Origin of the sequence: Nocardia sp. NPDC005998, from assembly GCF_040614395.1 — a bacterium.
In the GTDB taxonomy this organism is placed as follows: Bacteria; Actinomycetota; Actinomycetes; order Mycobacteriales; family Mycobacteriaceae; genus Nocardia.
The window spans coordinates 74,451-97,987 of record NZ_JBEXUI010000001.1 but is presented as its reverse complement, the minus strand read 5'-3'; the positions used below and the strand labels follow the sequence as shown (position 1 = coordinate 97,987).

The following is a 23,537-nucleotide window of genomic DNA, read 5'->3' as shown; positions in this document are numbered from 1 at the left end:
TGAGAGCGGACTGAGACCGCGCTTTCAGTTTTCCGAGATATCGGTCGGCGTACCCGGTATCGGCCCACCATCACCTTCACCCGGCAATACGATACGGATCAATGCACCCCCGCGCGGTGAGGTATCGATGGTGATGGTGCCGCCGTGTTTGGTCACCACCTGTTTGACGATGGCGAGGCCGAGTCCTGACCCGGGCATCGACCGCGAGGCCGTCGTCCGATAGAACCGCTCGAAGACCAGCTCGCGCTCATTGGACGGAATGCCGGGTCCGGCATCGTCGACGGCCAGTTCGAGCAGTCCGCGCCCGGTCTCGCGCATGGTCACCTTCACCTGGGCCCCGGCCGGGCTCCATTTGGCGGCGTTGTCCAAGACATTGAGGATCGCGCGCTCCAGCCCCGCCTCGTGCCCGTAGACGAACCATGCGCGCAGTTCGGCGACGAACTCGATCGAACCGCGGCGACGCCTGGCCCGCTCCAGCGCGCGCTCGGCCACCTCACCGAGATCGACTCGGTCATAGACGGTTTCGGGCGCATCCTCACGGGCCAGATCGACCAGATCGCCGACCAGGGTGGACAGCTCTTCGATCTGGGCCATGACATCCGAGCGCAGTTCGGCCATATCCTGTTCCGGAATCTGCGGTGCGCCAGGGCGACTGGATGCGATAAGCAGTTCCATATTGGTGCGCAAAGATGTGAGCGGCGTCCGCAATTCATGTCCGGCGTCCGCAACCAATCTGCGTTGGCGATCCCGCGATTCGGCGAGTGCGCGCAACATGGTGTTGAAACTCTCGGTAAGTCTTGCGAGTTCATCGTCGCCGGTAACCGGAATCGGCGTCAGATCGTCGGTGCGGGCGACCCGCTCGGTTGCGGCCGTCAGCCGCCCGATCGGTCGCAGCCCGGTGCGCCCGACCGCGGTACCGGCGCCCGCCGCCAGCACGACACCGCAACCGCCGACCACGAACAGCAACCACGCCAGCCGGTCCAACACCTCCCTGGTCGGTTGCAGCCGCTGCGAAACGATCAGCGTCGCACCGGAATGTGTCGGCGCGGCGAGTACACGCTGATTGCTCACGGTGCGCAGCGACGACGGCAACTCACCGTCGGCGACCGCGAGCTCTTGCGTGCCCACCGGCGGAATCGTTTGCTGCGGTGGCATATACGCCTTGTGATTGGCGTATATCAATGCGACCCCGACGTCATTGGAGTACAGGCCCGCGATCACGATCGACTGGAACCCGAGGCTGTCGAAGTTGTTATTGATCATGGTGGCCGCGCGCGCCTTCAACTGCGAGTCGACATCGTCGTACAACGAACGCGCGACCATCGCATACGCCGCGATGGACGTCACCGCGACGGCCACTGCCACCACCGACGCGGCCAGCAGCGTCACCCGCCAGCGCAGCGAGACCGATCTGGTCAGCGGCATGGGCGGGCGCATCTCCGCCGAATCCGGCGGACCGAGCGTGGCGACCAGTTGTCGCTTGGGGATCGCGCGTGCCATGACCCGCCTACGGAGGTGTCTCGCGCAGGACGTAGCCGACGCCGCGCACGGTGTGGATGAGCCGGGCCTCGCCCTCGGCCTCGGTCTTGCGGCGCAGGTAGCCGATGTAGACCTCGAGTGCGTTACCGGAAGTCGGGAAGTCGTAGCCCCAGACCTCCTCCAGGATGCGGCTGCGGGTCAGCACCCGGCGCGGATTGGCCATCAGCATTTCCAGCAGTGAGAACTCGGTGCGGGTCAGGCTGATCGAACGGTCGCTCCGGGTCACCTCGCGAGTGACCGGGTCCAGCGACAAATCGGCGAACGTCATGGTCTCGGAAACCTCGCCGGGATCGGCGGCCCTGCGGCGCAACAACGCGCGCAATCGCGCCAGCAATTCCTCCAGCGCGAATGGTTTCGGCAAATAGTCATCGGCACCGGCATCGAGTCCGGCTACCCGTTCCGATACCGAATCTCGCGCCGTCAGAACCAGAATCGGCAGATCGTCTCCGGTACTGCGCAACCGTCGGCAAACTTCGAGCCCATCCATCCGCGGCATCATCACATCGAGTACGAGTGCGTCCGGTCGCTGCGCGGTTGCCTTCTCCAGCGCGTCGACTCCGTCGACCGCGAGATCGACGGAGTAGCCGTTGAAGGTCAGTGACCGGCGCAGCGATTCCCGGACGGCACGATCGTCGTCGACTACCAGAATGCGCATGCCCCCAGTTTGACCGCATCGACTGAGAGTCGACTGAGAGGGAGACGTTCGACACGCCGACACCGCTTGCGGTCACTCGAAAGGATCGGCCCCGCTAGGGGGTGGTCGAGTGACCAGCAGGTTTGTGATCACGTACAGATCTCGGTGCAAAACGCAACCGTTTTGGACGGCGAAACCCGTTCTGAGTAGCCATATTCGAGTGAATTACAGAGCGAGTGCCCCAGATTGCCGTTGGTCACTCTGCGCGGTATGTTCCGTGCGGTAAAAAGAAGACCTCTAGTTGGTTCTCAGCGGGTTGAATCAAAACCGAACAGCCACGCGCCATCCGGGGGCACTCGTGCAAGCTCGTGAAGCGGAGGCAACGGAAGCGGATGGAAGCTGCACCGCGGTCCTGGCAATTCAGTCTGTCCAACTGGTCGGTCACTCGCAAGGTTGGCATCGTGCTGGTGCTGCCCGTGCTGCTGGCCACCGTGTTCGCCGTGCTCCGGATCAACAACGAACTGCGCACCATGTCGCAGTTGGACGCGGCGACCGAACAGGTCATCATCATTCGCCCGATCGTCAAGTTCGGTACCGCCACCGAACAACTCGCGGTCGCGGCGACATCCTCCTGGGGTAACACCGCGGACCCGGCCACCGACGCGGCGTTGACGAAATTCGATCAGGCGCTCGCCGATCTCGAGGCCGGGATGCGCACCACCAGGGCGAGCAGCAGGGTCACCGCCGAATTGGCCTCGGCCGTCGCCACCGGCACCACCATGCGCAATAGCCTGCGCAACGGATCGCCGATGATGGTCGGCGAACAGGCCGATGAGATCGCCGTCCGCATCGGCAACGCGTTCGCGCTCTCGCCCTCGGTCGAAGACCTCGTCATCCAGCGGTACTTCCTGCAGATCGGCGCGATCCAGAACGCGCGCCGCGTGCTGACCCAGCAGCGGATGCTGATCAGCTCCCCCGAGGCGGGTCACAATCCGAGCGTGCGCCCGAAGGTGCTCACCTCGGCGGGTGCCGAGATGACCATGGTCAATACCTACGGCATCATCCTGCCGGACAACGCGCCCAATATGCGTCCGCTGCTGGACGCGGTCGGTATCCGGCTCGGGGCCTTCAGCCAGAACGCGGGCGATCCGACATCCAATCCGGCCGTGCTGGAATCCCTGCAGGCGAGCGCGGATATCTATGAGAAGACCACCAACGCCCTCGCCGACACCATCGATAGGGCGCTGGCCAATCGGACCACCGAGGCGCAGACCGGCGCGCTACGCGAAACCACGATCGTCATCGGCATGCTGCTCGCCGGTCTGGCCCTGGCCCTCGCCGTCGCGCGCACGCTGGTCGTTCCGGTGCGCCGGCTGCGCCGCGATGCCCTCGAGGTCGCGCACGTCAAGCTGCCCGACGAACTCGCCGTCGTGCGCAGCGGTGGCGCCACCCCGGAGATCACCCCGGTCGGTGTGCACACCACCGACGAGGTCGGCCAGCTGGCCCGCGCCGTCGACGAAATCCATGAGCAGGCGCTGAACCTCGCCGCCGACCAGGCCCGACTGCGACTGCAGATCGGGAACATGTTCGAAACCCTGTCCCGCCGCAGCCAATCCCTCGTCGAGCAGCAGCTGGCGCTGATCGAGGATCTGGAGCACGACGAGGACAATGCCGAGCGGCTGCAGAGCCTGTTCCGCCTGGACCACCTCGCCACCCGCATGCGCCGCAACGGCGACAACCTGCTGGTGCTCGCCGGTACCGCGCTGCGCCGCGGCCAGCTGCATCCGGTGCCGCTGTCGGACATGCTCTGGAGTGCGGTCTCCCAGGTGGAGGACTACCAGCGCGTCGAGATCGGCGCGGTGCCCGACGGCATCGTCCCCGGTGAACCCGCGGTCGATATCGAACATCTGCTCGCCGAACTCATCGATAACGCGCTGCGCTACTCCCCACCGACCACACCGGTCGCGGTGATGGTGGCGCGCGCGGTCGACGGCGGCTACCTGATCGAGATCACCGACCGCGGCCTCGGCATGTCACTCGAGGATCTGCAGCTCACCAATGACCGGCTCGCCTCCGGTGGTGAGGTGACCGTCGAAACCGCCCGCCGCATGGGTCTTTTCGTCGTCGGCCGACTCGCCAAGCGGCACACCATCACGGTGAGCCTGCGCCGCACCTCGACCATGGCACAGCAGCCCGGCATCACCGCCAGCGTGCACCTGCCGGGTGCGCTCGTCGCCCCGCCGCTCGACGCAACCGATCCGAACCAGCGGGCCATCGAGGCGCCGATGATGGCCGCACTGCCCGCACCGCCGCAGCACCAACAGCCGCCGCGCACGCTGGTGCCGGTGCCGAGCCTGCCGCAGCGCGAGCCGTCGCGGTTCGCAGTTACCAGTTCTGGGCTGCCGCAACGTCGTCCCGCCATGCGCGTTGCTGACGCACCCGAGGTACCAGTACCCGGGGACGACAACACCGAAACCTCGGTCGACGTATTCGCCGAACATCCGGCCGGTGGCTGGGGCGAGGCCGACCGGCCGCGCCTCACCCCGTTCGGACCACCGACCTCGACGAATGAGTCTGCCACCGGACCGAATTCGGTGATCGATGTGGAACCGCAGGTGCCCCTCGGCGCCGTCACCGATCTCTGGGCCGAACAGCCCGACGACCCCACCACGACCGGATCGACGCCGACCGTCTCCCGCGAACCCGCCGAACCGCAGGCCACCGCGTATCTCACCGGTCCACAGCCCATCACGCCGCAGGCCGTGCGGCCGTCGCTGCCGACCCGAAGGCCCGCCGCCGCATCGGAACCCGCGACGACGACCTCGACTCGACTGCAACCGGTGCAGGCCGAATCCAGCACTACCACCTCGACCCGACTACAGCCGGTCCAGGGCGAAACACCCACCCCGATCTACCAGCGGATGGTCTCGGAGTGGCTGGTCGAGCCCGCGGCGGCGGCACCCTCGCCGTCGGCATGGACGTCACCCGCCGACGCGGGCTGGACGGCCGCCGAACAGGCCAGCCATCCGACCGCCGAAGCCCGCACCGTCGGCGGACTGCCGATCCGCCGACCGGGTGCGCAGCTGGTGCCCGGTGGCCTCGCACCGGCGGAAGAACCCGGCGTACGTGATCCGGAGGAGATCCGGAACAACCTGACCAGGCATCTCAGTGGGGTCCGCAGCGGGCGGGCCGAAGCGCAGTACAACGACGGAGGGCTTGTATGACCAACCCCAACAGCACCACGGACGAGAACCTCAACTGGCTGGTCGCCCGCTTCACCAAGGATGTGCCTGGCGTGTCACATGCGGTGCTGGTGACGGCGGACGGCCTGCTGCAGGCGACCAGCCCGAATCTACCCGCCGACCGGGCCGAACAGCTTTCCGCGGTCACCGCCGGTCTGGCGAGCCTAGCCACCGGTGCGGCCTCGCTGTTCGACGGCGGCAAGGTGATGCAGTCGATCGTGGAGATGCAGCGCGGCTATCTGCTGGTGATGAGCGTCGGCAACGGATCACATCTGGCCGTGCTCGCCAATAAGTCGCACGATATCGGCCGCATCGGGTACGAAATGGCCCTGCTCGTCGATCGTGTGGGCACGGTGGTCACAGCCACCGCCCGGACCGCAGTCTGATCCAACGATGTCGAGTCCACTCGGCCAAGGGCCCAACCGGCCGACCACCCGTGTCAGACCCTATGCCCTGACCTCCGGGCGCACCGAACCCGCGGTCGACCTCCCGCTCGAAGCGGTTATCGAAACACTGTCGTACACTGCGCATCTCGAATGGCCAGCGGGCGATCTGCGCACCGAGATCCTGCGTCTGGGCACGCATCGGCTCTCGGTCGCCGAGATCGCCGCCCACATGGATCGGCCGCTGGGCATGGTGCGGGTCATGGTCGGCGACCTGGTCGTCGATGGCGCCCTGCGCGTGCATTCGACCCTGACCGAAGAGGCGAGCTTCGATGAGCGTCGTTCCCTGATGGAGAGGACTTTGCGTGGACTCCGTGCCCTATAAGACTGCCGGGACCGCCGGAAATTACGGGCACGCCGGACAACCCGGCAACCCAGCACCCGGCGAGGCCGACACCCGTGTCGCCTCGACCAAAATCGTTGTCGCCGGTGGCTTCGGCGCGGGCAAGACGACCTTCGTCGGCGCGGTCTCGGAGATCGTCCCGCTGCGCACCGAGGCCATGGTGACCCGTTTCTCCGACGGTATCGACGATCTCGCCGATACCCCGGAGAAGGAAACCACCACGGTCGCCATGGATTTCGGCCGTATCATCCTGCCGGGCAATTTGGTGCTCTATCTGTTCGGCACCCCGGGCCAGCGCCGCTTCTGGTTCATGTGGGACGACCTGATCCGCGGCGCCATCGGCGCGGTGGTGCTCATCGACACCCGGCGGCTCGAGGACAGCTTCGCCGCGGTCGACTTCTTCGAGGCGCGCAACCTGCCGTTCCTGATCGCCGTCAACCGCTTCCCCGACGCCCCCCGCTTCCCGATCGCCGAACTGCGCGAAGCGCTTTCGGTGCGCGAGGGCGTGCCCATCGTGGATATCGACGCGCGCAATGCCATGGAGGTCCGCCAAGCGCTGGCGGCCGTCACCGAATATGCGATCGCCCAGCTGAAGGCGCTCGAATTGGAAGGATCCGCGCAACATGCATGACGTCCGGTTGTTCGCTGCGGCGAACAGCGGGGCTGCGGTGGACCAGTTCTCCATGGGGTACTGGGTCGCCGCACTCTCCTTCGGTGTTTCGATGCTCGGCGCCGTGGTCGGGCTGGCCTGTGTCCTACACGCCGCGCGCTCGGCCCGGTTCCGGTTGGTATGGGTGATCTCGGCCGCGGTGTCGATCGGCGGTGTCGGCGTCTGGTTGGCCACCTCGGTGGTGCTGCTCGGGCTCGATATCGCGGGCACCGCGGTGCGCTTCGACGGCGGCCGCATGATCGCGGCCATGGTGACGGCGTTCGGCGCGGTATTCATCGCCTTGCTCATCATCGGCCGCCGCCTGCTGCTGGCCCGGCTGATTCCGGGCGGACTGGTGATGGGCATCGGCTGCGCTTCGACTCTCTATCTCGGGCTCGGGTCCATCCGCATTCAGGGTTCGGTCGAGATCTCCCCGTGGCTTTCGGCCGTCGTGCTCGTTATCGCGCTGGTGACCGGCGTGGGGACACTGTGGTCGTTCCAGGCACTGCGCAACCCGCTCGCGCGCGCGGCCACGGTGCTGTTGTTCGCCGTCGGTGTGGCGGGCATGTACTACGCGGGCATCGCAGCCATCGATCCGGCGATCGACACGGCCGGGAAGGCGCCGGACGGGCTCACGCTGTTCGAATTCGTATTTCCGATGTTCGTGATCGGTTCGCTGGCACTGACCGTGCCGATCACCGCGGTGCTCATCGCGCCCGACCGGCGCGAGACCGCTGCGGCCATCGCGGCCACGGGCCGGTCCGAGGACGACGTGCGCCGGTCCGAGCACGATGCGCGCCGGTCCCAGCACGATGCGCGCCGGTCCAGGCTCGAGTCGGTGCGCTGAGCCGACTCGAGCCCATTGACTCGAGCCCATTTGTGTATGCGGCTCTTTGCGTAAGTGGCCTTTGCATCGGGGCTTGGGCGTTGGCATCTCGCCGATAGTCTTACTCGGGTCGATGATGCCGACCGCCTCACCCTGCGGACCGGCGACGACGGCCGAGCGCCCGGCGGGGGAATCCGAGATCGGTTGCCGGACTGTGCCGCCCAGTTCGGGGGTCATGGCGATCGCGGCGTCCACGTCGTCGTGTTGGAACCAGACCAGCCAGTAGGACGGCATGCCGTCCGGCGATTTGCCACACCGCGAAGACCGCGCCATATCGGTCGCGACGAACATCCGCCCGAATCCCCTTACCTCGGAGGTGGGCACGATCAGCTGACCGGCCGTGTCGCTGTTGGCGGGTTCGGCAATGCCGCCGATTTCGGCCAACGACCCACCTACAGTGAGAGATATGCGTTTCGGTCTGGACTACGCCGCGGGACGTCCCGGCGGCGCGGCCGTCCAAGCGGCCGGATTCGACTTCGTGGTGCGCTATCTCTCCGATGGCGGTCCCACGCTGCCCGGCAAACAGCTGACTCCCGCCGAGGCCGACGACCTACGCGCGCACGACATTTCCATCGTGTCGAACTGGGAAACCACCGCAACCAGGATGCTGGACGGCTACGACGCCGGAATCATCGATGCCCGTGCGGGTTTGGCACAGGTGCTGCGCTGTGGCGGCCGGTCGGATCGGCCGATCTACTTCTCCGCGGATTTCGACTCGACGCCCCAGGATCAGCTCGCGATCAATGCCTATCTCGAGGGCGCGGCCACCGTACTCGGCTCCGCGAATATCGGTATCTACGGCGGGTTCTGGTCGGTCAGCCGGGCACTGGACGCGGGTGTCGCCACGTGGTCGTGGCAGACCGGTGCCTGGTCCGGCACCAATGTCGAGACCAGGCGCAATATCCATCAGACATCGCGGCAGGTGGTTGTCGGCGGTGTGCTCTGCGATGTAAACGAGTCCGAGACAATAGATTTCGGCCAGTGGGACTTTGTACAGGAGGAACCGGACGTGACGCCGGAACAAGATGCGGTACTGCGCGATATCCAGATTCAGCTGCGCGGTCCCGGCCTGTCCGGCTGGCCGCAGCTCGGCACCGATGCGGAGGGCCGCAACCACACCCTGGTGGACGGGGTGGCGGCGGCGCTGCAGCGGATCCAGGAGTTGGCGGCCGAATCGGCCGATCTGCGCCGGCAGATCGGCGAATTGCGTACCGAGGTCAGCGAACTCGAAGCCACCACGGCGGATCTGGTCGAGGAGATCAAGCGGTTGGACGGACCGCACTGGCCGTGGCCGTTCTCCCTGATCGAGGGTCCGGCCGACTTCGTGGGTGAGCAGCTGGCCCGCCTGGAATCGCTGTTGCCGGGATTGCCCGGAAGCCGGGAGGCGGAGAAATCGGCCGAAGGGCCAGAAGTTTGGCGATGAGCGGGTTCTCGGTAATCCGGCGAACCGGGGTTCCGAGAACCCGCCCTCTCGGATGAGGGTACCGGCGAGAGAGCACGAAATCATCACTGCGCCAGGACTTTTACGGATACGAAAAACCAACTCTCAGTACGTAATTGACCTGCGAGCAACCCGGACGCAATCGGGCCGCGGCGAAAGTTGCCATGTGGTGTGAATCACTTCGTTAGCTACGAGATTGCCACAGCCCTGGTTCCGATCCGGAACCAATGTGCAGATCTGATCCAGCGGATCCGGTCGGTCGATCACCGACCGTGCGCATTCACGTCCCATGACTGCAGCGCGCGAGTTATCGTCTGCTGGCACATACCGGTTCGTTCGAAGGAGTTCGTATGGCCGTGAACGTGGTGCTCGACAAGGCATATGAGAACAAGTCGCTCGCGGAAATCCACTCCGCCCCGCCGTCGGCGCCGGCCTGAGCCGCACCGAAGCGCGCGATTGGTCGGCTCGGGCGGGTAGCTCAGCACCTGAGGCATACCCGCCCGTGGGCTGAGGTTCATGCCTGCGGCGCACGGGCTTCGGCGATCGTCGGGTTCGCTGGGTGCGCCTACGCGCGGGCGATCGCTGATCGGGCTCGTTCCGTCGCGCTAACCGCGGCGTCAGAGTCGCTCTGGGTCGACGAGTCCGCGTTCGACCGCCCGCACCAAGCGGCGCGGCACCATGTGCACTACCCCAGCGACACTGACCGGCACCAGGTCGGGTGGGGTGGCCTTCCACTGCGAGCGGCGGCTGCGGGTGTTCGATCGCGACATTCTGCGTTTGGGCACCGCCATGTCAGCCCGCCCCTCGTCCGGGCTGGGACGTTGCCTTCGTCCGCTTACCGTATTTGCGCTCGAACTTCTCCACCCGGCCCTGGGTGTCCAGTACGCGGTGCGCACCGGTCCAGAACGGGTGCGAATCGGCGGTCACGTCCACGACCAGCAGCGGGTACCTGTTGCCATCGGTCCACTCGACGGTGCGGGTGCTGGTGGCGGTGGATCTGGTCAGGAAGCGCTTTCCGGTGCTCGAATCCTCGAACACCACGGGGTGGTAGTCCGGATGTATCCCACTCTTCATTTCACCTCTCCTCTCGGACTTTTCGCCTGTCCGTCCATCGGCAGGCGGGTGGCTTCGCCGGGCGCACACGGATCGGCGTGCCACTCGCCGAACGGGTCCTCCCACTGCGCGACCCGCTCGGGCGCGCATTCCACCAGGCGCAGTTCGTCATCCTCGACTAGCGCCCAGTGCAGGGCCTGGCGGATATCGCCCGGGTCCGCGTCGTGAGCCAGGATCACCAGCGAAATATCCCGGTCGCCGAACTGCTCGTCCCAGCGCAGCGCGGCCATGGCCCGGCGCATGGGATCGGCCTGTGCCAGCTCGGCCGGACTCATGGCGGCCAGCCATGGTCCGGCACCGCCGACGCGCAATCCGCCGCCCGCGGACTCCAGCCACACCACCTCATTCGGCTGGGTAGCCAGCCAGATCCGCCCGCGCGCGGTCACGACGCCGTCGAAGAGCACATCGAGGGCTTCGTGCAGGCGGGCCGGATGGAACGGGCGGCTCGCGGCGAATTCGAAAAGGGCCACTCCATAGTCGGTGCCGAGCGGCGGTTGGCCAGGCAGCAGCGGCGCGTGCGCGTCGAAGACGCGACCGCGCCGGGAGTTGGCCGGAATGCGCGTGAGCAGCGCTTCGACCTCGGTCGTGTCCAGCAGATCGATATCGTCGACCCAGGCCACCGGCGCCTCGGGCACCAACCGGGATAGCACCGCGCCGAGCCGCGCCCGATCGATGGCCTCGCCGGAATTGCCGAGCACCACAACGGCATCCGCGAAGTCGACCTGACCGACTGCCACCTGGGCCACCGTCCGGTCGTCGTCCACGCTCGCCGCTCCGCGCTCGGCGAGGGTGTCCTCCCCGGTGGCGTCGGCCAACCAGGTTCGGGCGTCCACACCGGCGAGTACGGCCTCGACCCGCACATCGCGACCGGCCGGACCATCGACCCGGCCGACCACACCGGTGACGGCGATATTCTCGATCGCCTGGCATACCGTCTCCGCCTCGAAGGCCGGATCGAGCTCCAGCACAATACGGTTCACCGAATCGCGGGCTGCGAGTGCGCACAGCAGCGGCAGCAGATCGATGCGCAGGGTGCAGGAGACGCAGCCGTGTGCGAGCTCGAGCACGGTCGAGGTCCGCTGCTCGCCGATGTGCACCGTGCGGTGCACGATGCCCTCACTCAGCCCGCTCAGATCGTGGCGAATGGTGACGGTGCCCGGCGTCGCACGCAGCACCGCGGCCAGCCGTTCCACACCCGCCGCGGCCGGTCCGGAGCATCCGGTGACCACCACGACGGGCGTTCTCCGGTCGGACTGCCTCCCTGGTGGGCACGGGGTGGGATCCACCACAGCACTCCTTTCGACAATGATTTTCATTTACTATTGAGCAACGGTACCTTGCCCAGTAGCCGTTGTCGAAAATGATTGTCAACTGACACGCTCGCGCCGCCGACTCCGTCGGCTGCCATCCCCGATTGGAGGGAACTCAAATGTCGGCCCACTGCCAGGTCACCGGGCGCAAGCCCGGATTCGGCAAGTCCGTATCGCATTCGCACAAACGGACCAGCCGCCGCTGGAATCCCAATATCCAGCGCAAGACCTACTACCTGCCCAGCGAGGATCGGCGCATCACGCTGACCGTCTCCGCCAAGGGCATCAAGACCATCGACCGGGACGGGATCGAGGCCGTGGTGGCCCGGATCCGGTCTTGCGGCGACAAGATCTGACGGGAGCACCCATGGCTTCGAAATCGACCGAGATCCGGCCGATCATCAAACTGAAATCCACTGCGGGAACGGGATATACCTACGTCACGCGGAAGAACCGGCGCAACGATCCGGACCGGATGATGCTGCGCAAATACGATCCGGTGCTGCGCAGGCACGTCGACTTCCGCGAGGAGCGCTGATGGCCAAGAAGTCGAAGATCGCCCGCAATGAGCAGCGCAAAGAGATCGTCACCCGCTATGCGACGCGCCGCGCCGAACTCAAGGAACTGATCCGCAAGCCGACCACTTCCGCGCGCGAGCGCGCCATAGCACAGTCGGCGCTACAGCGGCTGCCCCGCGACGCAAGTCCGGTACGATTGCGCAATCGGGACGCCGCGGACGGACGACCGCGGGGTCATCTCCGGAAGTTCGGACTCTCCCGCGTACGCGTGCGCGAGATGGCCCATCGGGGTGAACTCCCCGGTGTACACAAATCGAGCTGGTAGACAACCACTGATCTCGAGAAGGAAACCCGTCATATGGCAGTCAAGCGAGCACCCTCGAAGAAGGTTCGCGCCGAGCAGGCCCGTCGCCCGAAGAAGAACCCGCTGATCGCGGCGGGCGTCGAGACGGTCGACTACAAGGACATCAACCTGCTGCGCACCTTCATCTCCGACCGCGGCAAGATCCGCAGCCGCCGGGTCACCGGGCTCACCCCGCAGCAGCAGCGCCAGGTCGCCGTCGCGGTGAAGAACGCCCGCGAAATGGCACTGTTGCCGTTCACCAGCCGGTAGACAGCGACCGACGTACCAGGGCCCCCGAAGCGATGCCTCGGGGGCCTTCGTCGTTCGGTGCCGCCTACGGGATGGTCAACACCTGGCCGGGGTTGATCAGATCCGGGTTGTCGATGCCGCTGGCATCGGCGATCTCCTGGTAGCGGTTGCCGTCGCCGTACAAGCGCTCGGCGATGGCCCACAGGGTGTCGCCCGGCTCGACCGTGTAGGTCTGCGCCGCGGGCGGCGGGGGCGGAACCTCTTCGGCGGGCGGGGCGACCTCCTCGGCGACCGCCTCGACGACCGGCTCCTCCGGAGCGGGCAGCGGGTTGTCGGTCTGGGTGTCCGACGCCCACAGCGCGCTGCCGTCCCTGCCGTAGAGCACCACATTGCGGTCGGCCTGCACCGTCAACCGGTCCGGCTCGCTGCCATTGGTCTCGGTGGACCAAGCGGCGCCCTCACCCTTGTAGAGCACGAAGTTGCCATCCTCCTGCAGGACGGCCCGCTCCACCCCCTGATCGTGAGTCAGGGTGGACCACACGACATTTCCGTCCGGTTCCGACAGCACCAGGTTGCCATCGGCCTGCAGGGTGAGGGTGTACGCACCACCGACCAGCGCCTGGCCGAGCCCGAGTTCTTCACCTACGCGCAGCGTGTCGCCCACGTTGTTCCTTTCGAAGGTTTAGCTTGCAAAGCATCCGACTCGATCCGCGCCGCGAACCCTGATTGGCGCGCATCGGCCCCGAATGTACTGTGCGCGCGGGCCGCGCGGAGGTATTACGCGCAGGCTTAGCCAAAAGTTCACTGTGTGGGCTGCGTCGCTCTATCATCTTGTCGCACAATCCGACGCGACGGGTCTCAGGGTTTGCTGGGTGGCCGCATCCCGGCCCGTCGGCGGGTCGATTAGGGTGTTCGGCATGTATCGGATGTCGGTTGGGCCTGCCGCTGTCGCCGTCGCCCTGTTCGTCGGCCTCGCCATCACCGGATGTGGTGGCTCCGATAATGGTGGCGCACAGGAGAAGACGACAATCAGTGCGGCGAAGACCACACCGACCGAGGGCAGGCCCGCCGATGCGGGCCGGATATTCGTCGCTGATCCGACCATTATCGGCGGGCATCCGATTCCGTTCACCTCGTGGTCGCGGGTGGCCGACGATCGGATCGCCGTCAACTTCGAGACCGGATCGCCCGAGTGCTACGGCGTGGATGCGACTGTGGCCGAGACGAATTCGACGGTCACCGTCGAGTTGCGCACCGGAACGCGCGCCGATGCGGTCGGGCGAATGTGCACGATGATCGCGGTCTTCGGGACTCTCGAAGTGCCGCTGAAGGCCCCATTGGGCAGCCGACAGGTGCTCAGCGCCGTCTAGCAGGCGAGCAAGCGCCGAGATCATGGGTTCGGCGAGCGCGTCCGATAGCGCGGCGAATTCGGGTCGCTGCCGGATTTTACTGGGCCCCAGGTCTTTTGCGCCATGACGCGCAGGGGCGCGGCGACGTCATCGGAGGTACCGATGCGGCCACCGATGCCACCGCCAGCGGCCCTGATCGAGACGGCGATCTGTGCGGGCGTCTGGACCGACGGGTCGTCGCACCATACGTTCAGGCCGGACCCGAGACTGTCGCATTCTGTTGCGGAGTCAGTCGGATGGCGTCCACGAAAAGTGTTGGGTCCCAGAGCATATAGGCCAGCGGCGGCGGAATATTGCCGACGGAGGCCGGTCCACCCGTCACGTAGTAGGTGGGCGTGAAGGCGGCATTCGTCACCTGGTGGCCTGCCGCGATGAGATCCGGCGCGGTGCGGGCGATTCCGAAGAACGGGAGCGGCAGCAGCGGGATTCCCGCGCGGCTCCAGAAGTCGATGACGATATCGCGGTCGGGGGTTGATCGTGCCTGTACACCCCCGGGCCCGCGCGCCGAGCCGAACCTGCGGCGTCGCCCCTGCTGATCCGCGCTGCACCTCAGCTCTCATCGGGCTGTCAGATCACTCTCTGACCCCGCCGCCAACAGCCACTATTCGAGGTGCTTCGCCGCGCGGCGAGGGCGGGAGCCGGGTGGCGCCCGCCCTCTAGCGGTAACTCAGTGCGCGAAGTGGCGAGAACCCGTGAGGTACAGGGTGACTCCCGCTTCCCTGGCCAGGTCGATGGTGTCCTGGTCGCGGACCGAGCCGCCGGGCTGCACGATCGCCCGGATTCCGGCCTGGATGAGCTGCTGCGGGCCGTCGGAGAACGGGAAGAACGCATCCGAGGCGGCGACCGAACCCTTGGCGCGATCACCGGCGCGCTGCACCGCGAGACCGACCGCGTCGACCCGGTTGACCTGGCCCATGCCGACGCCGACCGAGGCGCCGTCGTGGGCGAGCAGGATCGCATTGGACTTCACGGCACGGCAGGCGCGCCAAGCGAATTCGAGGTCGGCGAGGGTTTCCGCATCGGCCGCCTCGCCCGCGACCAAGGTCCAGTTCTCCGGGTCGTCGCCGGGTGCGTCGAGGATATCGCGCACCTGCAGCAGTGCGCCGCCGCTGATCGGGCGCAGCTCGGCGCCACCGCGGCGCGGCGGCTCGGCGACCAGGATGCGCACATTCTTCTTGCGCTGCAGCACCTCGACGGCACCGTCGGCGTAGGACGGTGCGACGATCACCTCGGTGAAGATCTCGGCGACCTGTTCGGCCATCTCGACGGTGACCTCACCATTGGCCGCGATCACGCCGCCATAGGCACTCACCGGGTCGCACGCGTGCGCCTTGCGGTGTGCCTCGGCGAGATCGGCGCCGATCGCGATGCCACACGGGTTGGCGTGCTTGATGATCGCGACCGCGGGTGCCGCGTGGTCGTAGGCGGCGCGCCAGGCGGCATCGGCATCGGTGTAGTTGTTGTACGACATTTCCTTGCCGTGCAACTGCTTTGCCTGCGCCAGCCCCGTGCTGCCGTCGTGGGTGTAGAGCGCGGCGGCCTGATGCGGGTTCTCGCCGTAGCGCAGCACCGAGGCGCGCTCCCAGGTGCCACCGATCCAGCCCGGGAACTGCGGTGCTGCGGCCTCATTCGGTTCGAAGCCGGGGGCGAGCACGCTGGACATCCAGCTCGCGACCGCGACGTCATAGCTTGCGGTGTGCTGGAATGCCTTGGCCGCCAATACGGTCCGCTCGGCGAGGGTGAAGCCGCCCGACCGCACCGCGGCGAGCACGTCGTCGTAGTCGACGCTGTCGACGACCACCGCGACCGACGGGTGGTTCTTGGCGGCGGCACGCACCATGGACGGACCGCCGATATCGATCTGCTCGACACATTCGTCATTGCTGGCGCCGCTGGCCACGGTCTGGGTGAACGGGTACAGATTCACCACGACGAGCTGGAACGCCTCGACACCGAGTTCGACCAGCTGGTCGACGTGTTCGGCCTTGCGGGTATCGGCGAGGATGCCCGCGTGCACCCGCGGGTGCAGGGTCTTGACCCGGCCGTCCAGCGTCTCCGGGAATCCGGTCAGATCCTCGACCTTGGTCACCGGAATGCCCGCGTCGGCGATCTTGCCCGCGGTCGAACCGGTCGAGACCAGTTCGACACCGGCGGCGTGCAGTCCGCTCGCCAGCTCGATCAGGCCGGTCTTGTCGTAGACGCTGATCAGCGCCCTGGAAATCCCCTTGCGCTCAGCTGGGTCAATTGGTCGTTCGCTGCGCTCAGCTGGATCAATTGGTCGTTCGCTGCGCTCAGCTGGATCAATTGGTCGTTCGCTGCGCTCACTCACCGAAGTACCCGCTCATCTGGAATTACTGCCTTTCGTCCGTCGGAGACAATGCCTCTGGTCGCGACGGCGGCGACAACCTCCGCCAGCAACCGTCGCTCGACAACCTTGATGCGCTCGTGCAGCGTGGCCTCGTCGTCACCATCCAGCACCGGCACCGCCTCCTGCGCCAGAATCGGGCCGGTATCGACTCCGGAATCGACCAGGTGCACGGTCGAACCGGTGACTTTCACCCCGTAGGCGAGCGCGTCGCGAACCCCGTGCGCGCCCGGGAATGCGGGCAGCAGCGCAGGATGGGTATTGATGATGCGGCCGCCGAAGCGGGCCATGAAGGCCGGGCCGAGGAGCTTCATGAATCCGGCCGAGACCACCAGATCGGGTTCGTAGGCCGCGACCGCGTCGGTCATCGCGACATCCCAGGCGGCGCGATCGGGAAAGTCCCGCAACACCATCCGGAAGTTCGGGATCCCCGCGGCGGCCGCGTGTTCGGTAGCCTGGCAGACCCGGTCGACTCCGACGGCGACGATGGTCGCCGGGTAGTCCGGAGCGGCCGCGGCCTCGATGAGGGCGTGCAGCAATGACCCGGTGCCAGAGGCCAGCACGACGACGGTTGCCGGTGCCGTGGGGGGCACGCTCGGGGCATTCGGGGACGGCTGGGGGATGGCAGCCGACGAAGTCGGCGGGGCGGGCAAGCTCAGCGGTCTACTCCTGGTGTCGGTCGGAACGGCGACGGTGGTGCGACACCGCCGGGTAAAGCCTAACGACCGTCCACCTGGTCACTTTCCAGCAGGTCCGCCTCGACCACTTCGGCATCGACGATGTCGGGGACGGTATTGCTGCCCGGAGTGCGCGCGGTGACGATGGACGTCTGCTCCTCGACCAGTTCGCCGTCGAGCTCTACCTCGAAGTCGGCGCCGTCGTAGTCCTCGTATTCGTCGTCGTAATCGTCGTAATCGTCGCGCTCCTGCTGATCATCGTCGTAGTCGTCGTAATGATCGTCATAGTGGTCGTCTTCGTACTGGTCGTCATCGACATAGTCGTCGTCGTAATCGTCGTGGTAGTCGATGACCGGTGTGCCGACCGGAACGACGAGCCAACGCGCGAACATCAGGCCCACGTAACCCGCGACGGCCAGCCAGCCGAAGGTCACCACCGCGAAGATCGGCAGGTCCACGCCCATATGACCGAACGTGCCGAGGTCACCGCCCGCCACCGCGCCCAGCAGCACCAAGGCCACGGTGGCCACCCCCGCCGAGGTCAGTGTCGCCCACGGTGCGGCGGCCCGGTCGTGGGAGGTCCGTCCGATATCCACACCGCCCAGCACACCGACGGCCGCCGGGATCAGCAGCAGCACCGGCCACCAACCCGTGGCGGGTCCGGTCGGCACCGCCGCCATGACCGGCACGGCCGGAATCGGCCCGCCGACAACGGAGAACACTCCGATCGAGGCATCGCCGAAATGCGCACCGGAGCCGACAACCACCCCGACGGCCGCAAGCACCACATTCGGCAGATATGCCAGTGCGAGCACGCTCAGCCCGATCACGCCCGCCGCATTGCCCGCCGTCTGATAGGTATCACCGATGTGCGACCAGTGCGCGAAGAAGGAGACGATGACCACCACGGTGGCGCAGGCCAGCAGGCGCAGCACCGACCGGCCCGCGCCGAGAGTGCCCGCGATCGCCCAATCGGGCAGGCGCAGCAATGTGAAAAGCCTGCGCCGGTTCCGACTCGCGATGCCGCCCACCGCCGCGACCGAATACAGAGCGCTGACCCAGCCGAAGGCGGCGAGGGTATTCGGCGGCTGCAGTGGCACGACACCGGAGGCGTCCTCGGCGACCGCCAGACAGACGGCCGTGACCAGCAGCGGACCCGCCAGCGCGGCGCCGACGATCCATCCGAGATCGGCGCGTGAACTCTCCGGTTCGACCGCGCGGGCACAATCCCGGGCGGACAGCCAGACCAGCAGCCCCGTCGGCAGCAGCGGCAGGAGTCCGAGCGAGGTCTTGCCGATCACCAGCGGAACCTGGTGTATCGCAAACCAACCCGCGGCAATCGCACCCGAGGTGCCAGCCAGGCTGCTGCCCGAGGAGAGCAGGGTGGCCAGGGCCAGGATCGTGATGGCGAGCAGCGCGTAGGTAGTCGGGCGGGCGGCAATCAGCAGTAGTACGCGGGCGCGCTCGGGGGTCAGCGACAGAAACCCGGCCTCGTCGAGACCATCGGTGTGGGAACCGCGCGGTGCTCGGTCACTCCGCGCCGAGGGTTCCGGCGCGCCGCGGGACTCGGTGGTCCGGCGAACAAGAGAGGATCTCGGGGCGCTCATGGAAATTCAGCGTGGCAGCTCCCCCGGCGCGAGCGGGTCAGGCGCGCCGACCCGGTCTGGTGCGCGCCGGGAGAGCCGGGGAATTACTTGTTGTCCTCCGAGGGACGGAATGCGTGAGTGGCGTCCGAGGACGGGTCCGAGCCGGTCTCACCGCCGAAGGGCTGGCTCTGCTGACCCGGCTGGCTCTGGCCGAAACCCGGTGCGCCGTACTGCTGTTGTCCGGGCTGCTGGGCGCCGAAGTGCTGGGTGGCATTTTCATCCGGGCGCGGCTGCGCGGCGGGCGCCGCACCGTAGGGCGAACCCGGCTGTGCCGCACCGTATCCGGGCTGCTGCTGACCGTAGGAGGGCTGCTGACCGTAAGACGGTTGCTGCTGGCCCTGACCATAAGACGGCTGGCCCTGACCATAGGGCTGCTGCGACTGGTACTGCGGAGCGCCCTGGCCGAATCCCGGCTGGCTGTACGACGGCTGGCTCGGCTGGCCCTGGCCGTACGGGCTCGGGCTCTGGCCGAAGGCGGAGGGCTGCTGGCCCTGGCCGAACGCGCTCGGCTGGCCGTAACCACCGGTGCCGAAACCGCTCGGCGGGCCCTGCGGGGTGGCGGGCTTGGGCGCGGGCGGGGTCAGGATGCCGGATTCGAACAGCACCGCGACGACCGCGACGGCGGTCTGTACGAAGGCCAGGAATAGCAGCAGGTAGGCACCCCACTTCAGCTCGACGTTCAGATCGTCGGGCGTAGTGAAGGACAGGAACAGCGTGCCGAAGAAGCCCGCCGCCGATGCCGCGGCCGCGGCGCCGATCCAATTCTGCTTGGGCAGCAACGAGAGTCCGGCCAGCAGGCCACCGAGGAGCAGGATCGCCAGCAGCCCGGCCGCGCCGAAGTATTGGAAGAGACTGAGCGTGTCACTGCCGTCGACCGTCACGCCGCCACTGAGCTTCCTCGGCTTCTGGCCGAAGAACGGCAGGAAGCCGAGCAGGAAATTGATCACACCGAGCCCGGCGACGCCGACCACCAGGAAATACGGCAGGCCCTTGGCGGTGGACGCGGTGCCGGTACCGGCCGACTGGCCGGTGCTGGAAGGTGCGGGTGGCGTCGCGGGTGCGTTGTACCCGGAGCCCCCGGTCGGGTATGACATGGTCGTCGTCTCCTAGGTCGAGTCGTACGTGTCTTGACGGCTTGGATCTCTTCTGACGCTACTGCACTCGTTGGCCCCGGTCACCCTCAACGAACCGGCCGGGCGCCCGAAAAACACCGTCTACGCTGGTTCTCCGCAAATCCGCGCCCGCCGATAACAATTCTGCGCTACCACCTCCGATGGGAACGCGATTCGGCCCGGAGCGTCGGACGCTCCGGGCCGAAACCCCTCGATGCGATAACCCCCGACGGCACTAGCGGGGCACGACATACCAGGCGCCGTAGCTGCCCACGCAGTCGTAGTCCGGCCATTCGCCGTTCTGGATGCCCTGGTTGCCGCGCGCGAGGCACTGGGCCTCGTACTCGAACGGGCCGAGGTTGCCCGGCTGGGCCTGTGCCGATCCGGTGCCGAACGGACCCGCGACGGCGGGGGCGATGCCGCCGATGAACCCGGCGACGGTCAGGGCGGCGATGGCCGCGATTCGAGCGGGGGCGGTGCGGTTGATGATCATTGTTCGCGCTTTCTGTTCAGGTGTGCGTTGGCGATGACCAGCGTCTCGTGCACCCGTCTCAGCGCGATTTCATCCGCATTTCACGAGGTACCGCTAGGTTTTTCGAGCTGTTCGAGCCTGCCGACATAGCGCTGCCAGCCGAAACCCGCCGCCCGATACTCGGCACGGATGCGCTCGACCTGCTGCGGCCGACCCTGTGCGTGCCGCAGCGCGGCCTCGATCGCGCGCGCCGCCAAGCCGGGGACGCCACCGGGAGCCGCCGCATCGTATTCGGCGAGTAGCGCGGCGGCCTCGTCGAGTTCGCCCTTGGCGATGAGCACATCGGCCAACTCGAGCCGGGCCAGACCCGCCTCATCCTCGTGGGCGAGAGCGGCGCGGCAATAGGATTCGGCCGCGTCGAGCTGTCCGGCCGCCAGGGCGACGGCGGCGCGGGTGAGGTCGTTCAGTGGCAGGATCTGCCGATCGTCGAGGCGGCGGGCGTAGCGGTCGGATTCTTCGGCCAGCGAGAGCGCGTCTTCGGTGCGGCCGAGATCGAGCAGCGCCTTGGCCTGATTGCTGAGGCCGCGGGAAAGGCCGTGCTCATCGTCATTGGCCCGGTCCACCTCGGTGGAGCGCTGATAGGCGGCGAGGGCGCCCGCGGCATCACCCGAGTACAGCAGTGCGGTGCCGAGCGCGTCCGCGAAGGAGGACGCCTGGGTGATCCGCACCGCCTGCCGCTCACCCTCGCGCAATCGAGCGACCGCCGCCGGCAGCTCGGCCCGTTCGATATCGACAATGCCCTGGTAGTAGCGCACGGTCTGGGCGAGTTCGATATCGTCCAGCGGCGCGGCCAATTCGCTCGCCCTGGCCAATTGCGCTGCGGCGGAGTCGAAGTCGCCGGTCATCAGGGTATGGAAGCCGTAATGACTGAGCACTTGGGCCAATTCGGCGGGTGACACGGTCGCGGTTGCGGTCGGACCGCTGCGCTGCGCGGCGCTGGTGTCAGCGGGCGTGCTGCCGGAATGCTCGGCTGCGGTATCGCCGGGCTCGGCGATCGATGTTGCGGGCAGCGACTCGATCAGTGCGCCATAGTGTCGACGTGCCTCGCGGAACCATGCCCTGGCCAGCCAGGGGACGTGCATTGCGGTGGCGAGTCGCAGACCCGCGGCGGCTCTCGGTGTTCCAGGGGCGCCCTCGAGTGCGGCCAGGATATTCGGCCATTCGGCGAAAACCGCGGCCACCGATTCGGCCGTCGCGAAATCGTCGGGCTTGCCGAGCTGGCGCACCAGATCGAAGCACCAGTCCGCATGCTTGGCGCGCAATGGATCGGTCTCGCCGGTTTCCGCCAGTTGCGCGAGGGCGTAGTCGCGGATCGTCTCCAGGAGAGCGAATCGCCTTGTCGCACCGTAGTTCTGGACGGTGACCAAGCTTCGGTTCACCAGATCCGCGAGTGCGGGAGCGATATCGCCGACCACGAGGCCTGCACTATCGCGCGTTTCCCTCGGAATATCTCCGGACGCAACAGCCTCGGCCGCTTCCAATGTGCAACCACCGGCGAATACGCCGAGCCTGCGCAGGACCGCCCGCTCCCGCTCGGCCAGCAGTTCATAGCTCCAGTCGAGGGCCACCCGCAGACTCGTATGCCGCCCGCCCCCGGCATCGCGCGCACCACCCACCAAGAGCCGCACCCGATCGTCGATGCGCTGGGCCAGCTGCGAAATCGTCAGCGTGCGAGTGAGACCGGCGGCCAATTCGATCCCCAGCGGCAGCCAGTCGACCGCCGCGCAGATCCGCACCAGATCCTCCCGCTCGCCAGCAGTCACCAACCCGTGCAACCCCGCCCGCTCGATGAACAGCGCGACCCCGATACCGCGTTCCAATGGCGCCAACGGATAGACCGACTCGCCCGCGACCCCCAACGCCCGCTGCGAGGTGACCAATACGCTGGAATCCACTGCTGCCGTCGCCAATTCGGCGACCGGATCGATAATGTGCTCGGCGTTATCGAGCACGAGCAGGACTCGCCGCGCGGCATCATCGCGGCCAGCAGCCGAGTTCGCCGATATCGATGCTGGAGGCGAGCCGTCGACGTCACGCCGTACACCGGAACCGCCCTTGGCATCCGACACTGCACGCGAATCGCCCCGCGCCGCCGAACTCTCCAGAACACCTGAGTCATTCGACGTACGAGAGCCACGGTGCGTGCCTGCACTACTACGCGCACCTGAATCACCGCGGACACCCGAATCACTCAGCACACCCGAATCACTCAGCACATCCGAATCGCTGCGCGCTTCGGAGTTACCCGCGACGCTCGAACTGCCCAGCGCCGCAATGATTCCTGGCAGCGGATCATCGGGATCGATCGCGATATCGGCGGTAAGCCCATTCGCTTCCAGCACCGCGACCACCGCGGGTAGCACATCCTCGGCCTTGGCCAGCGGAGCCAGTTCGACGAATACCACCGCTCGACCGGAGTTGGCGGCGGCGCGGGCGAGTTCGGCGGCGAGGCGGGACTTTCCGCTGCCCGCGACGCCGACCAGGGTGGTCAGCCCAGGTTCGGCGAGGCGGGTGCCAAGAGTGGCGAATTCGCGGCTGCGACCGACGAAGCTGGTCGACGGGGCGGAAATGGCCAGGGCGGGGTGTGCGGTTGCTGTTTCGGTGGGTGCAGCCACATCAGCGCCGGGCGACGCAACTGTCACGTCATCGCCGAGCGGCGTGGCGGGCCCGCCGGTACCGAAAGGCATCGCTGCGATACCGGTGCCGAACTGCGCGACGGTCGGGTCGTCGCCGAGTGCTGCAGCGCCTGGGTCGGTGCCAAACGGGAAACCAGACGCACCACTGCCAAACGGAGTGGCGGCCACACCAGTGCCGGACGATGTAGCGACAGAGTCGGTGCCGATCGGGACACCGCCCACACCAGCACCAGACGATGCAGCGGCCGGACCGATGCCGAACGGCGCACCAGCCACACCTCCACCGAACGATGCAGCGACAGAGTCGGTGCCGATCGGGACACCGCCCACACCAGCACCAGACGATGCAGCGGCCGGACCGATGCCGAACGGCGCACCAGCCACACCTCCACCGAACGATGCAGCGACAGAGTCGGTGCCGATCGGGACACCGCCCACACCAGCACCAGA

25 protein-coding genes are annotated in these 23,537 nt (G+C 67.1%); 11 read left to right on the top strand and 14 right to left on the bottom strand.

Annotation, left to right across the window (positions count from 1 at the left end):
- Window positions 1–24 precede the first annotated feature (24 nt).
- Together ABZ293_RS00455 and ABZ293_RS00450 are read right to left on the bottom strand one after the other, a co-directional pair.
- Entirely contained in the window at window positions 25–1,500 is a 1,476-nt protein-coding gene (locus ABZ293_RS00455) for a HAMP domain-containing sensor histidine kinase (protein ID WP_355176526.1), read from the bottom strand.
- A 7-nt stretch (window positions 1,501–1,507) separates the two neighbouring features.
- Complete coding sequence (locus tag ABZ293_RS00450; RefSeq protein WP_354958384.1) at window positions 1,508–2,194, bottom strand: response regulator transcription factor; 687 nt, start codon at window positions 2,192–2,194, stop codon at window positions 1,508–1,510.
- 371 nt (window positions 2,195–2,565) lie between these two features.
- Between ABZ293_RS00450 and ABZ293_RS00445 the strand changes: the two genes are divergently transcribed.
- From ABZ293_RS00445 to ABZ293_RS00420, 6 genes are all read left to right on the top strand, one after another.
- A complete protein-coding gene (locus tag ABZ293_RS00445; protein WP_355176524.1) occupies window positions 2,566–5,397 on the top strand; it encodes an ATP-binding protein in 2,832 nt (943 codons plus the stop codon).
- Window positions 5,394–5,801: a roadblock/LC7 domain-containing protein gene (locus tag ABZ293_RS00440; RefSeq protein WP_040695425.1), complete on the top strand. Its 408-nt coding sequence runs from the start codon at window positions 5,394–5,396 to the stop codon at window positions 5,799–5,801. The genes ABZ293_RS00445 and ABZ293_RS00440 overlap by 4 nt, the downstream gene beginning before the upstream one ends.
- A gap of 7 nt (window positions 5,802–5,808) precedes the next feature.
- Window positions 5,809–6,183 carry a DUF742 domain-containing protein gene (locus ABZ293_RS00435; protein WP_354958386.1) on the top strand — a complete coding sequence of 125 codons (375 nt, stop codon included), beginning with the start codon at window positions 5,809–5,811 and terminating at the stop codon, window positions 6,181–6,183.
- A gap of 91 nt (window positions 6,184–6,274) precedes the next feature.
- The gene (locus ABZ293_RS00430) at window positions 6,275–6,832 is read left to right on the top strand and encodes an ATP/GTP-binding protein (RefSeq protein ID WP_354958393.1); all 558 of its coding nucleotides are present in this window, start codon (window positions 6,275–6,277) and stop codon (window positions 6,830–6,832) included.
- Window positions 6,825–7,697, top strand: a complete 873-nt coding sequence (locus ABZ293_RS00425; RefSeq protein ID WP_355176522.1) for an MHYT domain-containing protein — start codon at window positions 6,825–6,827, stop codon at window positions 7,695–7,697. Before ABZ293_RS00430 ends, ABZ293_RS00425 begins: the two co-directional genes overlap by 8 nt.
- Before the next feature lie 445 nt (window positions 7,698–8,142).
- Complete coding sequence (locus ABZ293_RS00420) at window positions 8,143–9,159, top strand: glycoside hydrolase domain-containing protein (RefSeq protein ID WP_355176520.1); 1,017 nt, start codon at window positions 8,143–8,145, stop codon at window positions 9,157–9,159.
- A 635-nt stretch (window positions 9,160–9,794) separates the two neighbouring features.
- Here ABZ293_RS00420 and rpmF read toward each other — a convergent pair.
- From rpmF to ABZ293_RS00405, 3 genes are read right to left on the bottom strand one after another with little or no spacing between them, the layout of a single operon-like run.
- The gene (gene rpmF, locus ABZ293_RS00415; RefSeq protein ID WP_355176518.1) at window positions 9,795–9,968 is read right to left on the bottom strand and encodes a 50S ribosomal protein L32; all 174 of its coding nucleotides are present in this window, start codon (window positions 9,966–9,968) and stop codon (window positions 9,795–9,797) included.
- 1 nt (window position 9,969) lies between these two features.
- The gene (locus tag ABZ293_RS00410; RefSeq protein WP_355176516.1) at window positions 9,970–10,251 is read right to left on the bottom strand and encodes a type B 50S ribosomal protein L31; all 282 of its coding nucleotides are present in this window, start codon (window positions 10,249–10,251) and stop codon (window positions 9,970–9,972) included.
- Window positions 10,248–11,576: a GTP-binding protein gene (locus ABZ293_RS00405; protein WP_355176514.1), complete on the bottom strand. Its 1,329-nt coding sequence runs from the start codon at window positions 11,574–11,576 to the stop codon at window positions 10,248–10,250. The genes ABZ293_RS00410 and ABZ293_RS00405 overlap by 4 nt, the downstream gene beginning before the upstream one ends.
- Before the next feature lie 143 nt (window positions 11,577–11,719).
- Between ABZ293_RS00405 and rpmB the strand changes: the two genes are divergently transcribed.
- From rpmB to rpsR, 4 genes are read left to right on the top strand one after another with little or no spacing between them, the layout of a single operon-like run.
- A complete protein-coding gene (gene rpmB / locus ABZ293_RS00400; protein ID WP_354957194.1) occupies window positions 11,720–11,956 on the top strand; it encodes a 50S ribosomal protein L28 in 237 nt (78 codons plus the stop codon).
- 11 nt (window positions 11,957–11,967) lie between these two features.
- Entirely contained in the window at window positions 11,968–12,138 is a 171-nt protein-coding gene (gene rpmG / locus ABZ293_RS00395) for a 50S ribosomal protein L33 (protein ID WP_354957193.1), read from the top strand.
- Complete coding sequence (gene rpsN / locus ABZ293_RS00390; RefSeq protein ID WP_355176512.1) at window positions 12,138–12,443, top strand: 30S ribosomal protein S14; 306 nt, start codon at window positions 12,138–12,140, stop codon at window positions 12,441–12,443. Before rpmG ends, rpsN begins: the two co-directional genes overlap by 1 nt.
- Window positions 12,444–12,476: 33 nt before the next feature.
- Window positions 12,477–12,731 (top strand): 30S ribosomal protein S18, encoded by a 255-nt coding sequence (gene rpsR, locus ABZ293_RS00385; protein ID WP_355176510.1) that lies wholly within the window; start codon window positions 12,477–12,479, stop codon window positions 12,729–12,731.
- A 64-nt stretch (window positions 12,732–12,795) separates the two neighbouring features.
- On the opposite strand, the gene ABZ293_RS00380 is transcribed toward rpsR, so the two are convergent.
- On the bottom strand, window positions 12,796–13,374 hold the full coding sequence (locus tag ABZ293_RS00380; protein ID WP_355176508.1) for a LysM peptidoglycan-binding domain-containing protein: 579 nt from the start codon (window positions 13,372–13,374) through the stop codon (window positions 12,796–12,798).
- 253 nt (window positions 13,375–13,627) lie between these two features.
- Here ABZ293_RS00380 and ABZ293_RS00375 point away from each other — a divergent pair, with 253 nt between their 5' ends.
- Window positions 13,628–14,080 carry a hypothetical protein gene (locus ABZ293_RS00375; protein ID WP_355176506.1) on the top strand — a complete coding sequence of 151 codons (453 nt, stop codon included), beginning with the start codon at window positions 13,628–13,630 and terminating at the stop codon, window positions 14,078–14,080.
- A gap of 229 nt (window positions 14,081–14,309) precedes the next feature.
- Here ABZ293_RS00375 and ABZ293_RS00370 read toward each other — a convergent pair whose 3' ends face one another.
- From ABZ293_RS00370 to ABZ293_RS00335, 8 genes are all read right to left on the bottom strand, one after another.
- Window positions 14,310–14,474: a hypothetical protein gene (locus ABZ293_RS00370; protein ID WP_355176504.1), complete on the bottom strand. Its 165-nt coding sequence runs from the start codon at window positions 14,472–14,474 to the stop codon at window positions 14,310–14,312.
- Window positions 14,475–14,786: 312 nt separating this feature from the next.
- Window positions 14,787–16,364 (bottom strand): bifunctional phosphoribosylaminoimidazolecarboxamide formyltransferase/IMP cyclohydrolase, encoded by a 1,578-nt coding sequence (gene purH, locus ABZ293_RS00365; RefSeq protein WP_355177108.1) that lies wholly within the window; start codon window positions 16,362–16,364, stop codon window positions 14,787–14,789.
- An 80-nt stretch (window positions 16,365–16,444) separates the two neighbouring features.
- A complete protein-coding gene (gene purN, locus ABZ293_RS00360) occupies window positions 16,445–17,077 on the bottom strand; it encodes a phosphoribosylglycinamide formyltransferase (protein ID WP_355176502.1) in 633 nt (210 codons plus the stop codon).
- Window positions 17,078–17,202: 125 nt separating this feature from the next.
- A complete protein-coding gene (locus ABZ293_RS00355; RefSeq protein WP_355176500.1) occupies window positions 17,203–18,768 on the bottom strand; it encodes a DUF6350 family protein in 1,566 nt (521 codons plus the stop codon).
- A gap of 83 nt (window positions 18,769–18,851) precedes the next feature.
- The gene (locus tag ABZ293_RS00350) at window positions 18,852–19,901 is read right to left on the bottom strand and encodes a DUF5336 domain-containing protein (protein ID WP_355176498.1); all 1,050 of its coding nucleotides are present in this window, start codon (window positions 19,899–19,901) and stop codon (window positions 18,852–18,854) included.
- Between the two features lie 253 nt (window positions 19,902–20,154).
- On the bottom strand, window positions 20,155–20,412 hold the full coding sequence (locus tag ABZ293_RS00345; RefSeq protein WP_355176496.1) for a hypothetical protein: 258 nt from the start codon (window positions 20,410–20,412) through the stop codon (window positions 20,155–20,157).
- Between the two features lie 80 nt (window positions 20,413–20,492).
- On the bottom strand, window positions 20,493–23,138 hold the full coding sequence (locus ABZ293_RS00340) for a tetratricopeptide repeat protein (RefSeq protein ID WP_355176494.1): 2,646 nt from the start codon (window positions 23,136–23,138) through the stop codon (window positions 20,493–20,495).
- On the bottom strand, window positions 23,090–23,537 hold a 448-nt coding region (locus ABZ293_RS00335; RefSeq protein ID WP_355176492.1), incomplete at its 5' end, for a hypothetical protein. The genes ABZ293_RS00335 and ABZ293_RS00340, both read right to left, overlap by 49 nt.

Excerpts from the sequence above, each read along its gene's own strand:
- ABZ293_RS00375 (WP_355176506.1), top strand. The coding sequence starts at position 13,628 with ATGTATCGGATGTCGGTTGGGCCTGCCGCTGTCGCCGTCGCCCTGTTC.
- ABZ293_RS00350 (WP_355176498.1), bottom strand. The coding sequence starts at position 19,901 with ATGTCATACCCGACCGGGGGCTCCGGGTACAACGCACCCGCGACGCCA.
- rpmG (WP_354957193.1), top strand. The coding sequence starts at position 11,968 with ATGGCTTCGAAATCGACCGAGATCCGGCCGATCATCAAACTGAAATCC.
- ABZ293_RS00435 (WP_354958386.1), top strand. The coding sequence starts at position 5,809 with ATGTCGAGTCCACTCGGCCAAGGGCCCAACCGGCCGACCACCCGTGTC.
- ABZ293_RS00410 (WP_355176516.1), bottom strand. The coding sequence starts at position 10,251 with ATGAAGAGTGGGATACATCCGGACTACCACCCCGTGGTGTTCGAGGAT.
- ABZ293_RS00450 (WP_354958384.1), bottom strand. The coding sequence starts at position 2,194 with ATGCGCATTCTGGTAGTCGACGACGATCGTGCCGTCCGGGAATCGCTG.
- ABZ293_RS00345 (WP_355176496.1), bottom strand. The coding sequence starts at position 20,412 with ATGATCATCAACCGCACCGCCCCCGCTCGAATCGCGGCCATCGCCGCC.
- ABZ293_RS00355 (WP_355176500.1), bottom strand. The coding sequence starts at position 18,768 with ATGAGCGCCCCGAGATCCTCTCTTGTTCGCCGGACCACCGAGTCCCGC.
- ABZ293_RS00340 (WP_355176494.1), bottom strand. The coding sequence starts at position 23,138 with ATGCCTTTCGGTACCGGCGGGCCCGCCACGCCGCTCGGCGATGACGTG.
- rpmB (WP_354957194.1), top strand. The coding sequence starts at position 11,720 with ATGTCGGCCCACTGCCAGGTCACCGGGCGCAAGCCCGGATTCGGCAAG.
- ABZ293_RS00440 (WP_040695425.1), top strand. The coding sequence starts at position 5,394 with ATGACCAACCCCAACAGCACCACGGACGAGAACCTCAACTGGCTGGTC.
- rpsN (WP_355176512.1), top strand. The coding sequence starts at position 12,138 with ATGGCCAAGAAGTCGAAGATCGCCCGCAATGAGCAGCGCAAAGAGATC.
- rpsR (WP_355176510.1), top strand. The coding sequence starts at position 12,477 with ATGGCAGTCAAGCGAGCACCCTCGAAGAAGGTTCGCGCCGAGCAGGCC.
- ABZ293_RS00420 (WP_355176520.1), top strand. The coding sequence starts at position 8,143 with ATGCGTTTCGGTCTGGACTACGCCGCGGGACGTCCCGGCGGCGCGGCC.
- rpmF (WP_355176518.1), bottom strand. The coding sequence starts at position 9,968 with ATGGCGGTGCCCAAACGCAGAATGTCGCGATCGAACACCCGCAGCCGC.
- ABZ293_RS00455 (WP_355176526.1), bottom strand. The coding sequence starts at position 1,500 with ATGGCACGCGCGATCCCCAAGCGACAACTGGTCGCCACGCTCGGTCCG.
- ABZ293_RS00445 (WP_355176524.1), top strand. The coding sequence starts at position 2,566 with ATGGAAGCTGCACCGCGGTCCTGGCAATTCAGTCTGTCCAACTGGTCG.
- ABZ293_RS00425 (WP_355176522.1), top strand. The coding sequence starts at position 6,825 with ATGCATGACGTCCGGTTGTTCGCTGCGGCGAACAGCGGGGCTGCGGTG.